The following is a 13,901-nucleotide window of genomic DNA, read 5'->3' as shown; positions in this document are numbered from 1 at the left end:
GAGAACCGTCCCCGGTGGTTGAGAACCGTCCCCGGTGGTTGAGAACCGTCCCCGGTGGTTGAGAACCGTCCCCGGTGGTTGAGAACCGTCCCCGGTGGTTGAGATCAGCCGGCTACCGCGGTGGAGGCCAGTTGAACCACCAGATTGATGGTGCAGGCCAGCACCACCGCACCGAGCAGATAGGACAGCAGCGCATGACGCAGAGCAGCCCGGCGGATCCCCCGGGTACGCAGGTTGGTGTCGGAGACCTGGTAGGTCATGCCGAGGGTGAACGCCAGGTAGGCGAAGTCCTGGTAATCCGGCTTGTCGCCGCCGAAGTCGATGGGTTCGGCGTCCGGTTCGGCGTAGTAGAGGCGCCCGTAGTGGACGGTGTAGAGGGTGTGCACCAACACCCAGGAGCAGACCACCACCAGGGCGCCGAGCAGCGCCTCCACCGGCACCTGTTCGCCGGCCCGGGTGCCCAGCAACAGGAAGGCGACGCCCGCCACGCTGGCCACCGAGGCGAGACTGAGGATCGTGATGCTGACCCCGTGGCTCGGGTCCTCCTGGGTGGCGTGCACCCGGGTCTGCTCCGGATCCAGCCGAATCAGCGAGATCGCCGTCCAGGCGACGTAGGTGACGGTGAGCGCGATCCAGCCGCTTGCCAGGGCGACCGCCGGTCCCCGCAGTCCCCACAGGGCAACGGCCAGCACCGCACCCACGACGGTGGCGGACGCGCTGCGCACCCAGGCCGGTTGAAGCTTCACAGCAGTAGTCAACCACGGGTTTCGGACGGTGCAGCGGACCGTCGGCGGCCCCGTCCGGGAGGGTGCACCGTCCCATGCCCGGCTGGCTCTACGATCGCACCATGGGTCTACGCACGCTGATCCTGGCCGCGGGTGTCGGCGCCGGCCACAACCAGGCCGGCAGCGCGGTGGAGCGTGCCCTGGCCCAGATTCCCGACGTCGACCAGGTGCTGCGCATCGACATCCTGGAGACCACCAACGAGGCGTTCCAGAAGCTCTACGACGACGGTTACTTCGCCCTGGTCGCCGAGGCGCCCTGGGTGGTCGGCTGGGGCTACGACAGCCAGGATTCGCCGTTCAAGCTGGCGCCGCTGGTGCAGTGGTGGGATCAGTTGAACACCACCGCGGTGGTGCGCCGGATTCGCGCCTACGACCCCGACCTGGTGATCTGCACGCACTTCCTGCCGGCACGGCTGGTGGCGTTGATGCTTGCCAGACGACAATTGCGGGCTTCGCTGAGCGTGGTCACCACCGACTACGACTTCCAGGGCCTGTGGCTTACGTCACCGTTCAACCACTTCTTCGTGGCACGCGAGGAGGCCCATCAACACATGACCAACCTGGGCGTGCCGCGCGACCGCGTCCAGGTCTCCGGCATCCCGGTGCGACCCGGGCTGGGCGATCCGGTGGACGCCGGCGCCATCCGGAAGCGGTTCGGGTTGCACCCGCGGCTGCCCATCGTGCTGATCTCGGCCGGTGCGTCCGGTGGCGGCTACACGCTGAGCATCGTCCGCCAGGTGCGGCGCAGCGAGCAACGCTTCCAGGCGGTGGTGGTCTGCGGTCACAACGAGGAACTGCGCCGGCAGGTCGAGGAGGTCGCCGGGCAGTCGCCGGATCGTTTCCGGGTGCTCGGCTACACCAGCGAGATGGCCGACCTGATGCGCGTCGCCAGCCTGTTCGTGGGCAAGCCCGGCGGGTTGTCGTCGTCGGAGTGTATGGCCGCCGGACTGCCGATGGTGATCATCAACCCGATCCCCGGGCAAGAGGTGCGCAACGCCGACGTCCTGGTCGAAGAGGGTGCCGCGGTGCGCTGCAATTACGCCACCACCGTCGGCTACAAGATCGACACGGTGCTCGCCGACCCCGCCCGGCTACGGGCGATGGCCGCCAACGCGCGCCGGATCGGACGCCCGGACGCCGGCCAGATCGTCGCCAAGGGTTCGCTGGAGGTGCTCACCCAGCCGCTGTGGATCAGCCGCGAGGCGCAGAAGTCGATGCTGCTGGCCAGCGAGGAGGGGATGCCGGCGGCCGACCTGCCGGACGAGCGCAAGCTGCAGACGCTGACCGACCCGACCACGGGTGCCTCGCTCGGGCTTCTTACCCGGGCGCAGCTGCGCCCGCTCGGGGTGACGTCCTGGTCGACGTCGGTGCGGATCAGCCGCCGGACGCTGCGCACCCTGCGCTGGCAGCCGGACAACCTCGACCTGGTGGTGACCAGCCGCTGGTTGCTGGGCGGCGAGCGGTCCCGGATCTTCGGCGTCAGCTGAGCGCACTCGCGGTCCTCCTTCCCACCGCCACCACCACCGCTCGCCTAACTATTTGGGGCTCGCTGAACTCAGCGAGCCCCAAATAGTTAGGCGAGCGGTGGGAAGGCGGCTGGGAACGGGCGGGCTGGGTGGGACCAACCCGCCGGCCATCCCGGGCGGACGATAGGGTGGTGACGATCCCAGCGCCGCAGCCGTGTCAAACGGCGGGTCGGCGCGCGCCCCGACCCGAGAGGGACCGATGCCCGCCCCTGCCACTCCGACCGTGCCGAGCGAACCGATCGACCTCAGGCTGGTGGTGACCGACCTCGACGGCACGCTGCTGGACGCCGACGGCCGCATCCCGGACCGGCTCTGGGGCGTCCTGGAGCGCCTGCGGCAGCGCGGCATCGTACTGGCGCCGGCCAGCGGACGGCAGTACCCGATCCTGCGCCGGATGTTCTCGGCAGGGTCGGACGGCATGGCGTTCATCGCCGAGAACGGCACCTACGTGGTGCGCGACGGCAGCGAGCTGAGCAGCAGCCCACTGGAGCGTGAGGTCGCCGAGGACGTGGTCCGGACCGCGCGTGCGCTGGCTCTCGACGGACGCGACCTCGGCTTGGTCTGGTGCGGCCGCGACACCGCCTATGTCGACCGGTCCGACCGCCGTTTCATCGCCGAGGTGGAGCAGTTCTTCGCGTCCCTGGAGATCGTGGACGATCTGTTCGAGGTCGAGGAGGACGCGATCAAGATGTCCGCTTTCGACTTCGACGGCTCGGCGGCACCGGCGCTGATCCTGGAGGAACTGTGCGCGCCGCACCAGGTGGTGGCGTCCAGCCCGAATTGGGTGGACGTGATGAGCGTCGGGGTGAACAAGGGCGCCGCACTACGGGTGTTGCAGCGCGAACTCGACGTCCGGCCCGACCAGACCGTGGTCTTCGGCGACTACCTGAACGACCTGGAGATGATCAGCCAGACGCCGCACTCCTTCGCGATGGCCAATGCCCACCCGCGAATCCTGGAGGCGGCCCGGTACGTCGCGCCGAGCAATGCCGAGCACGGCGTCCTGGTCGTCCTGGAGGACCTGCTGGAGGCGTCCGAGCGCGCCGCCTGACGAAAGGCAAGTGCCGCTCAGCCGGCCTCCGGTCGCAGGTCGAGCCGGCGCAGCAGTTGCGCATTCGCCGCGACCACGATGGTGGACGCCGACATCAGCAGCGCGCCGATCGCCATCGGCAGGCTGACCCCGATCGGTGCCAGCAGGCCGGCCGCCAAGGGCACGGTGACCAGGTTGTAGCCGGCCGCCCACCACAGGTTCTGCCGCATCGTCCGGTAGCTCGCCCGGGACAGGTCGATCACCGAGATCACCGAGCGCGGGTCGTCGCCGGCCAGCACCACGCCGGCCGATCCGATCGCCACGTCCGTGCCGGCACCGATGGCCAGCCCGACATCGGCCTGGGCCAGCGCCGGCGCATCGTTCACCCCGTCGCCGACCATCGCCACCTTCTCGCCCCGGTGTTGCAGCCGGACGATCGTGGACGCCTTGTCCTGCGGCCGCACCTCGGCGATCACGGTGTCGATACCGAGGTCACGACCCACCTGCTCGGCCACCGCGCGAGCATCGCCGGTCAGCATCACCACCGACACGCCGCGGTCGTGCAGCCGTCGCACCGCCTCCCGGGACTCGGGCCGGATCGCGTCGGCCAGGACGAGGCGTCCGACCGCCGCACCGTCGCGCAGCACGTGCAGAACGATCGCGTCCTCGGTGTCGGCGCCGGCCACGGCCGCGGCTCCGGTCTCGGTCAGCAGCCGCGGGCCGCCCACCTGCACGGTGCTGGCGCCGACCGTCGCCGACACTCCGAGCGCAGGGACGGAACGGAAGCCGGAGCTCTGCGGAACCGGCAGCCCGCGTTCGTCCGCGGCCCGGATGATCGCCCTGGCCAGCGGATGCTCGCTGTCCGACTCGGCGGACGCCGCCAGCGCCAGCAGCTGGTCGGCAGTCAGCCCGGCGTCTGGGGCCACCGTGACGCCGATCAGGGCCGGTTCGCCCCTGGTCAGGGTGCCGGTCTTGTCGAACACCACGGTGCTGACCTCGCGCATCGACTCCAGCGCCAGCCGGTCGGTGATCAGGACGCCGGCGCGGGCCGCCCGCTCGGTGGCGATCGCGACCACCAGCGGAATCGCCAGGCCGAGGGCGTGCGGGCAGGCGATCACCAGCACCGTGATGGCGCGCAGCACCGCGTCCTCGGGGTGGCCGAGCACCGCCCAGACGATCGCGGTCAGTGCCGCGGTGCCGAGCGCGAACCAGAACAGCCAGCCGGCCGCCCGGTCGGCCAGCCGCTGGGCTCGCGAACTGGACGCCTGGGCTTGCGCCACCAGCCGGCGGATGCCGGCCAGCGTGGTGTCGTCGCCGGTGGCGGTCACCCCGACCCGGATCGCCGAATCGGTCGACACGGTGCCGGCCGCGACCCGGTCGCCGACCGTGCGCCGCACCGTCCGCGATTCGCCGGTCACCATGGACTCGTCCAGCTCCGCCTCGCCGGCGACGATCCGTCCGTCGGCCGGAATGCTGCCGCCGGGACGAACCAGCACCACGTCGCCCACCGCGAGCTCGGCCGGCGACACGGTCACCAGCTCGTCGCCGCGGACCAGCTCGGCCTGATCGGGCAACAGTGCCGCCAGCGATTCCAGCGCGCTGCCGGTCCTGGCCAGCGAACGCATCTCGACCCAGTGCCCCAGCAGCATGATCACGATCAGCAGCGCCAGCTCCCACCAGAACTCCAGGGAGTGGTCGAGCAGGCCCAGGGTGGCGCCCCAGCTGGCGACGAAGGCGACCGTGATCGCGAGGCCGACCAGCAGCATCATGCCGGGCTGCCGAGCGCGGATCTCGTCCACGGCGCCGGTCAGGAACGGACGTCCACCCCAGCCGTACATGACCGTGCCGAGCACCGGTGCCACCCAGGCCAGCGGGCCGCTCGGCACCGGGTAGCCGATCAGCATGGCGAACATGGGGGAGAGCGCCACCACAGGGACGGCGATCACGAGCATCACCCAGAACAACCGCCGGAACTGCTCGGCATGGCCGGCGTGACCCCCGTGTCCCGCGTGCTCGGTCTGGCTGGTCTGCCCGCCGTCCTCGGTGTGTCCCGCGTGACCGGCGTGGTAGTGCAGCGCCTCATGGGTGACTGCGTGGCCGCCATGACCGGCGTGTTCGATCGAGTTCGTCATCAATCCTCCTCGAATACCCCCAGGGGGTATTCAGTTCAACTCGCCACCGGTGCGGCGTATTCCCACGCCGGGCAGATCCACCGACGCTTGCGCTCCAAGCGCGTGCGACACGGGCCCATGCCAGGTGGATTCTTCATCGACACCGGCGCCGCGCAGCGCTACCTTGTGCCACAGGTCGGTGAACGCCCCGCGATCCGACGGTGAACGGAAGGTGTCGGGCAGATGACGATCACCCGAATGACGTCGGATCAGCGGCGCGAAGCGCTGAGTGGATCGCTGTGGTTCCTTCCGTTGCTGATGACCGTGGCTGCCCTCCTGCTGGGAGCGGCGCTCGCCGAGATCCGGCTGTCCGAGGACGGGCCGCTCAGTGGGGTGCTCTACCACGGCGGCGCGGAGGACGCGCGGCGTCTGCTGCTCGGTGTGGCGACGTCGACGGTCGGCGTGTTCGCCCTGGTGGTGGGCCTGACGCTGGTGGCGTTGCAGGTCGCCGGCAACCGCTACTCGCCGCGGCTGGTCCGGTCGTTCTTGCGGGACCGGGTGACCCAGGTCGTGTTCGGACTGTTCATCGCCACCTTCGCCTACAACGCCGCCGGCCTCTACACCGTCGGTGCGCAGGACGACTATCCCCGGCTGGCCGTCACGGTGGGCCTGGTGTTGCTGTTCGTCTGCATCGCTGCCCTGGTGTTCTATGTCGACCGGGTCGCGCACAGCCTGCAGACCCACAGCATCTTGAACACCGTCGGCGTCGCGGCCCGGCGGGCGATCGATTGCCGGCCGCCGGGGATCGGGCGGTCGGCGGGGATGTCGGGGCTGGACGGGGTGCCGTGGGATGAGCCGCCGCCTGGAGCCATCCAGCTGCTGGCACCGCGGTCGGGCTACGTGCAACGGCTGCAGATGGACGCCCTGATGCAGGCAGCGCTGGCCGAGGATGCGGTGGTTCAGTTGACGCCGGGAATTGGCGGCCATGTGGTCGCAGGGACGCCGCTGGCCTGGGCCTGTCCGGCCAACGGAGGCGTGGTCCGGACGGAGTCGCTGGCCCGCTCCGTCAACCGTGCGATCACCATTGGGGCCGGGCGGAGCAACTACAACGACGTCGCGATCGGTGCCATCCAGATGGTCGACATGGCTCTGCTGTCGATGCACACCTTCGACTACCACACCGTCGAGCAGTCGTGTGCGGAGTTGGGGGTGTTGTTGGGTCGGCTGGCCGGGCTGCCGCTCGGCTCGGAGGCGCTGACCGATTCGGCGGGCACCGTCCGCGTGTTGGTGCCCGGGCTCAGCTTCGAGGATTACCTCGAACTGGCGTGCGGCGAGATCCGGCGTAAAGGCAGTAATGAGCCGGTCGTCCTGCTCGCGCTGGTCAAGCAACTCCGTGCCGCCGCGGCGACGGTGTCCCCGGAGCGTCTCGGGCTGCTGCGCACCCAGCTCGAACTCGTCCGGGCCACTGCGCAGGCGGGGATCAAGGAGCCGCACGACTTGGAGCGGGTGCTCCGCGAGGCTGACAGAGTGACGATGCTGATCGGTGCCGGGCGTGCTGAGCGTCCCGCGATCCGGTTGGCGGAGTAATAGTAGTCTCACCCGCTGTTTCGGGCCTGGGTCGTGTCGTCCCCGGCAAGCCACAGCTGTGATGTATTAGGTGTCAGGCGTCCCTATTGACTGTTGTCGCGACGACGATATACGGTTGTCACGACAACAGATTACGCAGCCGATAAGGAGCCCACCATGTACAGCTTCAGCAGCACGCAGACGTTGGACGCGCCGGTGGAGAAGGTGTGGTCGGTCTGGTCCGACCCCGATTCGTTCCCGCGCTGGGATCCGCGGGAGGAGCACACCGAGCTGACCGGCCCGTTCGCCGTAGGCAGCACGATCAGGTCCAAGCAGCGCGGCATCCCTCAGGCGGAGATGGTCCTGACCGGGGTCACGCCGGGGGAGCGCTGGACGATCTCTTCGCCCCTTCCGGGAGGCAGGCTGACCATCGACCACGTGTTGATCGCCGAAGCGGCCGGTCGCACGTCCGTCACCAAGGCCTACGAGGTGACCGGGCCGATGGGCCTGCTGTTCCGCTGCTACTTCGGGCCCATCGTCCGCAAGGCGATGCCGGACACCTTCCGCGCGCTCGAGGCGGAGGCGCTGCGCCGTGGCTGAGCAGCGAGTCGCCGGCGACGGGTCAGCCATGGAGCCGGCCGACGCGCGCGGCCCCCGGGCCAGCCCCGGGTTCTGGCTGTATCACGCCGGCCTCGCCTGGCAGCGGGAGCTCGACAACGAGCTGCGGCCGCTGGGCCTCACTCACACCCAGTTCAACCTGCTGGCGTCGACCAATTTCCTCGGCCGGCACCACGACGCGCCCACCCAACAGCAGGTCGCGGAGCTGTCCGGCGTCGATCGGATGATGACCTCCAAGGTGCTGACCGAATTGCACCGCCGCGGCCTGGTGACCCGGGTCGCGCACGCGCAGGACGGACGGGCCAAGGCGGTGCGCACCACGGAAGCCGGCGCGGAACTCGTCAGCAGGGCGGTGCGGATCGTCGCCGAGATCGACGACCGGCTGTTCGGGCGCCCTGGCCCGGACCGCGACCAGCTGCGGGCCTCGCTGCGAGGCATCGTCGGGAGGGCCTAGCGCCATCGCGATGCTCTGGCTGCCTACCTCCAGGATCGGCATGGTTGCTCCGATACACTCGCTGCGCCAGGGCGGATCGCCGCCCGTCGGGGCGGTAGCTCAGCAGGTCAGAGCAGGGGACTCATAATCCCTGGGTCGCGGGTTCGAGCCCCGCCCGCCCCACCCAAGTGTTCTTACGGGAACATGCGACACTCCCTCGGTCGCTCAACCGGCGCCGGGCTCGGCACCGACGATGATTGCTTCAACGACTTCATGGACTGCCGACTCGTCCGGGAGCCCGCCGAGTTCGCCTGCGAACAGGAGGTGTCCGGTGCCGATGACTGCCTGCGCCAACGAGGCGGGTGCTGCGTCGGGAAGGATGCGTCCTACCCGTTGTTCCGCGGTCAAGTAGTCCGCGAGGCTGTTGACCGCCTCGGTGAGCGTCGGAATCCCGCGGGGGGTCTCCGGCCGAAGGCGTGCGCGAAGTTCGTCGCGGTAGAGGACGAGCCGGACGAGCGCAAGCCCGAGAGGGTCGAACAGCCGGGCCAGGGCCGTGGAGAGGTTCCCTGTCACGGTTCCACTGCCGGCTCGATCGCTCAACTCGACCGACATGGCACCGACGGCCGCGATCCGCTCCCGAACGAGCGCCGCGAGGAAGTCGTCGAAGTCCGCGAAGTGCCGGTGCAGGACGCCCTTGGCGACGCCCGCCTCATCGGTGACGATGCGGCTTGTCAGACCCGCTGGTCCGTCACGGAGCAGCACGCGTTCCCCAGCCGCGAGCAGCTGGGCACGCGCGTCGCGCAGGGCGATTCCGGTCGGCATCGGATTTCCTCCACTTGTGAGTGGGCAACCGCCCACTTAGAGTGGGCGCATGGTCACTCTACCTCCCGTGACACCTCCGGCTCGCGACGCCGCGCACCGCCACCCCGAGATCGCCCAGGCGTTCGGAGCCGATGCCGAGAAGTACGACCGCGCACGACCTCGGTACCCGGCCGCGCTCATCGACGCCATCGTTGAGCGGCTGCCCGGTCGCACGATCCTCGATGTCGGGATCGGCACCGGTATCTCGGCCGAGCCGTTCCGAGACCGCGGCCTGGCGGTGCTGGGTGTCGAGCCCGATCCGAAGATGGCGGCGCTCGCACGCGCCAAAGGCTTGGTGGTCGAGCGCGGGCGGTTCGAGGACTGGGACCCGGCAGGGCGGACCTTCGACGGTGTGATCGCCGGGCAGACCTGGCATTGGATCGATCCGGTCGCAGGTGCAGCGAAGGCCGTGAACGCGCTGCACCCTGGCGGTCGGCTCGCGCTCTTCTGGAACGCAGCAGTCCCTTCGCCGGCAGTCGCCGCCGAGTTCGCGAAGGTATTCGAGTCCCTCGATACAGGGCTTCCGTTCAACCCCTGGGCCACCGCGCCGCAGGCCGATCCTTACGGCTCGATCATCGACCAGGCGGCCGACGCTCTGCGCGCGACCGGCTCTTTCGGCACCTTGGAACGCCTGTCGTTCGGGTGGCAGTCAACGGTCGAACGTGACGCGTGGCTTGAGCAGGCATCGACCGCCGGTGGCATCAACCGGCTTCCGAAGGACAAGCTCGACGCACTCCTGGCGGGGATGGGGGAGGCGATCGACGCCACCGGGGGGACGCTCGTGATCGACTACACGACGGTCGCAGCGATCGCCGAACGACTTCCCGATTGATCCGTGGACACCGCAGTCCGGTCCGGCCCGGAGCGGTGTCGGGGACGCCGGGTCCCAGGTTCGGCGCCACGGCTCGGGACTCTGTTAACCACTTGGGTAATACCGCCCTTGCGGGGGGCGGCCTGGCAATAGGCTGAGAGGCCCACCTCACGAGGCGAGTGCCTCACCACAAGGGAGAACAGAGAATGACGCAGCTGGAACGCCCGGCCGACCTCGCGGCGGTCAAGGAACAGACCACACGGGAGATCGAGGGCCTGCGGGAGCAGCTGCTGACGATCAGCCGCACCATCCATGCCAACCCGGAGCTGTCCTGGAAGGAGTACCAGGCGGCCGCGCTGGTGGCGGACACGATGCGGGCGGCCGGCTTCCAGGTCGAGGTGGGCGCCTACGGCGTCGAGACCGCCGTCGAAGCCGTCTACGGTGACGGCGACCTCACGGTGATCGTCTGCGCCGAGTACGACGCGCTGCCCGGCATCGGGCATGCCTGCGGGCACAACGTGATCTGCGCCGCCGGTGTGGGTGCGGCGCTCGGCCTGGCCAAGGTGGCCGAGCAGGCCGGCCTTCGGGTGGTGCTGCTGGGCACCCCGGCGGAGGAGCACGGCGGCGGCAAGGTGTCCCTGCTGGAGGCCGGCGCCTTCGAGCAGGCCGACTTCTCGCTGATGGTGCACGGCATGTCCACCGCGCCCGGCATGAACGGCGACAGCCACAGCGCGCGCGGCATGGCGTCCACGGCGGTGGACCGGTTCCAGGTGACCTACACCGGGCTGACCGCGCATGCCGCGGCCGTCCCCGAGCTGGGCGTCAACGCGTCCAACGCGGCGGTGCTGGCGCTGAACGCGTTCGCGATGCTGCGCCAGCAGCTGCCCAAGGAGACCAACCTGAACGCGTTCATCTCGCACGGCGGCGAGGCGACCAACATCATTCCGGACCGTACCGTCGTCCAGGTGGAACTGCGCGCCTACGACCTCGGCATCTGGCGCGGCATGAAGAAGAAGGTGCTGCGCTGCTTCGAGGCCGGCGCGGTCGCCACCGGCTGCAGCTGGGAGTGGGAGCCGACCGAGCATCCGTACGCACCGGTGGTCAGCGACGACGTCCTCGCCGAGCTGTGGGACGCCAACTTCGCCGCCCGCGGACGGACCATCGACACCCAACTCCGGCTGGGTGGCGGATCGACGGACATGGGCAATGTGTCCCAGGTGGTGCCCGCGATCCACCCGCTGATCACCTTCCGCGGCGCCGAGGCGGCGCCGCACAACCCGGCTTTCACCGCGGTCGCGATCACCCCGGCCGCGGACGAGGCCCTGATCGACGGTGCGGTGAGCATGGCCGCCACCGTGCTGGACGTCGCCCTGACCCCGGAACTGCGTGCCGACTTCCAGGCCCGCAAAGCCGCCCGTCCGGCTGGAGCCACCCAGGCGAAGTTCTCCGCCTGAGCTCACCCCCGCAGGTCGCACCCCCACGAATCGAAAGGTCCCCCGATGCCCACACCGTCGGAAACGAGCGACGCCGTCACGGCCGCCCCGCAGCGTGAGTTCACCATCTCGTTCAAGGATCGGGGGCTGTGGCTGCTGTTCGCGCTGATCGTCCTGATCGCGTCCATCGCCCAGCTGATCGGGCCGCTGACCGTACCCCTCGGCAGCGTTTCGCTCATGCTGCTGCCGATGATCTGGGCGCTGCTGATGGGCGTGCTGATCTCCGGGCAGACCTGGCGTCCGCTGCCGGTCGACCTGCAGCACACCGCGAACGCCGTGATGAGCGTGGCGGTGCTGGTGCTCTGCGGACGGCTGGGCCTGACCCTCGGACAGCAGCTGCCCGCGCTGTTCGCCGCCGGCCCGGCATTGCTGCTGCAGGAACTCGGCAACGTCTTCGGTTCGCTGCTGCTCGCGCTGCCGCTGGCGGTGCTGCTGCGGATGGGGCCGGCCACGGTGGGCGCGACGTTCTCGATCGACCGGGAGCCCTCGTTCGCCATGGTCACCTCACGATTCGGCGCCGACTCGCCGCAGTACCGCGGCGTGCTGTCGATGTACGTGTTCGGCTCGATCTTCGGCGCCATCGTGGTCAGCCTGGTCGCCTCGGTGATCTCGTCGCTGGGCATCTTCCGCTGGGAGGCGCTGGCGATGGGGTCGGGGGTCGGCTCGGGCTCGATGATGGCCGCCGGCATCGCCTCGGTGAGCGCCGCGCATCCGGAGTTCTCCGACACCATCGCGGCGCTGGCCACCACGGCCAACCTGATCGCCGCGGTGGTGGGCGTCCCGCTCACTTTGTGGATCTCGCTGCCGCTGGCAGACCGGTTCTACCGGTTCCTCACCCGCAATCAGAAAGCGGTCGGCAGCACCGAGTCGGCCGGCAAGCTCAGCGCGCTCGCCAAGGTGCTGGACGCCCCCAAGGTCAACCTGCACACGGCGACGAGCCTGCTGATCCTGACCGTCGGGGGACTGGTGACGGCCACCATCGTGAAGAAGGGATTCTCCTTCGACATGGTGCTCACCTACGCGATGATCGTCGCGATGGTCGCCCTCGCCATCTGGCTCGCCGCCGTCACCAAGGGCAAGGTGCCCGGCCTGATCACGGTGATCGTGATCGGCACCTACATCACCTCGCCCTGGTTCCCCTACGCGCACTGGATTCTGCAGACCGCCGAATCGGTGGACTACCTCTCGGTGATCACGTTGATGCTGGCCGTCGCCGGTCTCAGCATCGGCAAGGACCTGCCGATGCTGCGGCAGATCGGCTGGAAGATCCTGCCGGTCGGGTTCGTGGTGATCGGGGCCACCTTCGTGGCCTCCACCGTGATCGCTCAGGTGGTGCTGGCCATCCTGCACCGATAGCGGATCGTCGGGTCGCGCGTCGAGACCCCGGACGGCCCCGCGCCGGCACGGGGTTTCGACACGCTCAACCCCGCGGACGCCGACACGCTCGATCCGCGGACGTCGGCTCAGTCGAACAGCGCCTTGCCGATGTAGCTGCCGGTGACCGGGCCGGGCGGGACGGCGAACACCGCGGAACCGATGTGCCGGATGTACTCGTTCAGCAGGTCGAACCGGCCCAGCTTGTTCTGCAGGTCGACGAAGTGCTGCGGGTTGTTCTGGTAGCTGATGAACAGCAGCCCGGCGTCCAGCAGGCCCTGGCTGTTCAGCCCGTCGGTGTAGTTGTAGCCGCGGCGCAGGATCTTCACCCCGGCGTTGTTCTCCGGCGCGGCCAGGGCGATGTGCGAGGTCTGGTCGATCACGTGCGCACCGTCGACCTGCTTGGCGAAATCGGGCGTGTCGAACTCGCGCTCGCCGGTCAGCGGGGCGCCCTCGTCCTTGGTGCGGCCGAAGATCCGCTGCTGGTCGGAGATCCGGTCGAAGTCCCAGGTCTCGATGGTCATCATGATCTTGCGCACCACCTGGTAGGTGCCGCCGGTCATCCAGTCCGCGTCCTTGAGCCAGACGTAGCTGTCGAAGTCGGCGTCGGTGACCACATTGCGGGTGCCGTCCTTGAAACCCATCAGGTTCCGCGGCGTCTCCTGGCCGGGGCCGGCGCTGGCGCGTCCGAAACCCATCACCACCCAGTGGGTGTGCGCGGTGGTGGTGACCATCCGGGCCAGGTTGCGGATGGCGTGATAGGCGACCTGGGGGTCGTCCGCGCAGGCCTGCAGCGACAGGTCGCCGCCGGACAGCTCCGGACGCAGCACGTCGCCGGGGATCCGGGGCAGTTCGGCCAGCAACGCCGGTCGCTTCGCGGCCAGGTCGAACCGGTCGTCGAAGACGCCGGGTCCGAGTCCCACCGTCACGGTCAGGGACGCCGGCGCCAGCCCGTGCGCCTCGCCGGTGTCGGTGCCCACCGCGTCCGGGCGTTCCGGCTCGATGGTGCCGATCGCCTTGCCGCGGGTCAGCTGCGCGATCGCCGCGCTCCACCGGGCCAGCAGCACCTGGAGGTCCTGGCGGGTGGCGCCGGCGTTCAGGTTGAACGTCATGAACACCGCGTAGCGCTGCGGCGGCGTCCGGATGCCGGCCTGATGCACCTGGTCGTAGAACGGGACGCTGGTGGTCAGGTCGACGCTGTCGGTGTGGGTGGGCTGCGCCGGGGCGGACCGGCCGTCCATGAAGGCGGCGGTGGCGCCCGCGCCGACGACGGCCCCGGCTCCGGCCGCGGCG

Annotated in this window: 12 protein-coding genes and 1 tRNA gene; 9 read left to right on the top strand and 4 right to left on the bottom strand. The window is 69.7% G+C overall.

What is annotated here, in order from left to right:
* Positions 1-104: 104 nt before the first annotated feature.
* Entirely contained in the window at positions 105-746 is a 642-nt protein-coding gene (locus QM582_RS16985; protein ID WP_415086383.1) for a DUF1345 domain-containing protein, read from the bottom strand.
* 101 nt (positions 747-847) lie between these two features.
* On the opposite strand from QM582_RS16985, the gene QM582_RS16980 reads away from it, so the two are divergent.
* Together QM582_RS16980 and QM582_RS16975 are read left to right on the top strand one after the other, a co-directional pair.
* Positions 848-2,272 (top strand): MGDG synthase family glycosyltransferase, encoded by a 1,425-nt coding sequence (locus tag QM582_RS16980; protein ID WP_415086381.1) that lies wholly within the window; start codon positions 848-850, stop codon positions 2,270-2,272.
* A gap of 262 nt (positions 2,273-2,534) precedes the next feature.
* Positions 2,535-3,362 carry an HAD family hydrolase gene (locus QM582_RS16975; protein ID WP_415086379.1) on the top strand — a complete coding sequence of 276 codons (828 nt, stop codon included), beginning with the start codon at positions 2,535-2,537 and terminating at the stop codon, positions 3,360-3,362.
* Positions 3,363-3,379: 17 nt separating this feature from the next.
* Here QM582_RS16975 and QM582_RS16970 read toward each other — a convergent pair whose 3' ends face one another.
* Positions 3,380-5,473, bottom strand: a complete 2,094-nt coding sequence (locus QM582_RS16970) for a heavy metal translocating P-type ATPase (RefSeq protein WP_415086377.1) — start codon at positions 5,471-5,473, stop codon at positions 3,380-3,382.
* 222 nt (positions 5,474-5,695) lie between these two features.
* Between QM582_RS16970 and QM582_RS16965 the strand changes: the two genes are divergently transcribed.
* The 4 genes from QM582_RS16965 (at position 5,696) to QM582_RS16950 (ending at position 8,252) form a co-directional block, all read left to right on the top strand.
* The gene (locus QM582_RS16965; protein ID WP_415086375.1) at positions 5,696-7,039 is read left to right on the top strand and encodes a DUF2254 domain-containing protein; all 1,344 of its coding nucleotides are present in this window, start codon (positions 5,696-5,698) and stop codon (positions 7,037-7,039) included.
* A gap of 156 nt (positions 7,040-7,195) precedes the next feature.
* Positions 7,196-7,618, top strand: coding sequence for an SRPBCC family protein (locus QM582_RS16960; protein ID WP_415086373.1), 423 nt, complete (start codon positions 7,196-7,198; stop codon positions 7,616-7,618).
* Positions 7,611-8,090 carry a MarR family winged helix-turn-helix transcriptional regulator gene (locus QM582_RS16955; protein ID WP_415086372.1) on the top strand — a complete coding sequence of 160 codons (480 nt, stop codon included), beginning with the start codon at positions 7,611-7,613 and terminating at the stop codon, positions 8,088-8,090. The genes QM582_RS16960 and QM582_RS16955 overlap by 8 nt, the downstream gene beginning before the upstream one ends.
* Before the next feature lie 88 nt (positions 8,091-8,178).
* Positions 8,179-8,252 (top strand) — tRNA-Ile (locus tag QM582_RS16950).
* A 42-nt stretch (positions 8,253-8,294) separates the two neighbouring features.
* On the opposite strand, the gene QM582_RS16945 is transcribed toward QM582_RS16950, so the two are convergent.
* The gene (locus tag QM582_RS16945) at positions 8,295-8,891 is read right to left on the bottom strand and encodes a TetR/AcrR family transcriptional regulator (protein ID WP_415086370.1); all 597 of its coding nucleotides are present in this window, start codon (positions 8,889-8,891) and stop codon (positions 8,295-8,297) included.
* Positions 8,892-8,940: 49 nt separating this feature from the next.
* On the opposite strand from QM582_RS16945, the gene QM582_RS16940 reads away from it, so the two are divergent.
* From QM582_RS16940 to QM582_RS16930, 3 genes are all read left to right on the top strand, one after another.
* Positions 8,941-9,762, top strand: coding sequence for a class I SAM-dependent methyltransferase (locus QM582_RS16940; protein ID WP_415086369.1), 822 nt, complete (start codon positions 8,941-8,943; stop codon positions 9,760-9,762).
* Between the two features lie 185 nt (positions 9,763-9,947).
* Positions 9,948-11,195 carry a M20 family metallopeptidase gene (locus tag QM582_RS16935; RefSeq protein ID WP_415086368.1) on the top strand — a complete coding sequence of 416 codons (1,248 nt, stop codon included), beginning with the start codon at positions 9,948-9,950 and terminating at the stop codon, positions 11,193-11,195.
* A gap of 45 nt (positions 11,196-11,240) precedes the next feature.
* Positions 11,241-12,590, top strand: coding sequence for a DUF3100 domain-containing protein (locus tag QM582_RS16930; protein WP_415086366.1), 1,350 nt, complete (start codon positions 11,241-11,243; stop codon positions 12,588-12,590).
* Positions 12,591-12,697: 107 nt separating this feature from the next.
* Here the strand turns inward: QM582_RS16930 and QM582_RS16925 are convergent.
* Positions 12,698-13,901, bottom strand: a 1,204-nt coding sequence (locus QM582_RS16925; protein ID WP_415086364.1) for a Dyp-type peroxidase, incomplete at its 5' end; no start/stop codon positions are given.

The organism is Micropruina sp. (assembly GCF_047607385.1).
Lineage (GTDB): Bacteria > Actinomycetota > Actinomycetes > Propionibacteriales > Propionibacteriaceae > Micropruina.
This window is presented reverse-complemented; position numbering and strand designations above follow the sequence as displayed.

Bases quoted from the DNA above. Each gene is read 5' to 3' on its own strand.
- QM582_RS16980 (WP_415086381.1), top strand. From the start codon at position 848: ATGGGTCTACGCACGCTGATCCTGGCCGCGGGTGTCGGCGCCGGCCAC.
- QM582_RS16970 (WP_415086377.1), bottom strand. From the start codon at position 5,473: ATGACGAACTCGATCGAACACGCCGGTCATGGCGGCCACGCAGTCACC.
- QM582_RS16965 (WP_415086375.1), top strand. From the start codon at position 5,696: ATGACGATCACCCGAATGACGTCGGATCAGCGGCGCGAAGCGCTGAGT.
- QM582_RS16960 (WP_415086373.1), top strand. From the start codon at position 7,196: ATGTACAGCTTCAGCAGCACGCAGACGTTGGACGCGCCGGTGGAGAAG.
- QM582_RS16945 (WP_415086370.1), bottom strand. From the start codon at position 8,891: ATGCCGACCGGAATCGCCCTGCGCGACGCGCGTGCCCAGCTGCTCGCG.
- QM582_RS16940 (WP_415086369.1), top strand. From the start codon at position 8,941: ATGGTCACTCTACCTCCCGTGACACCTCCGGCTCGCGACGCCGCGCAC.
- QM582_RS16935 (WP_415086368.1), top strand. From the start codon at position 9,948: ATGACGCAGCTGGAACGCCCGGCCGACCTCGCGGCGGTCAAGGAACAG.
- QM582_RS16930 (WP_415086366.1), top strand. From the start codon at position 11,241: ATGCCCACACCGTCGGAAACGAGCGACGCCGTCACGGCCGCCCCGCAG.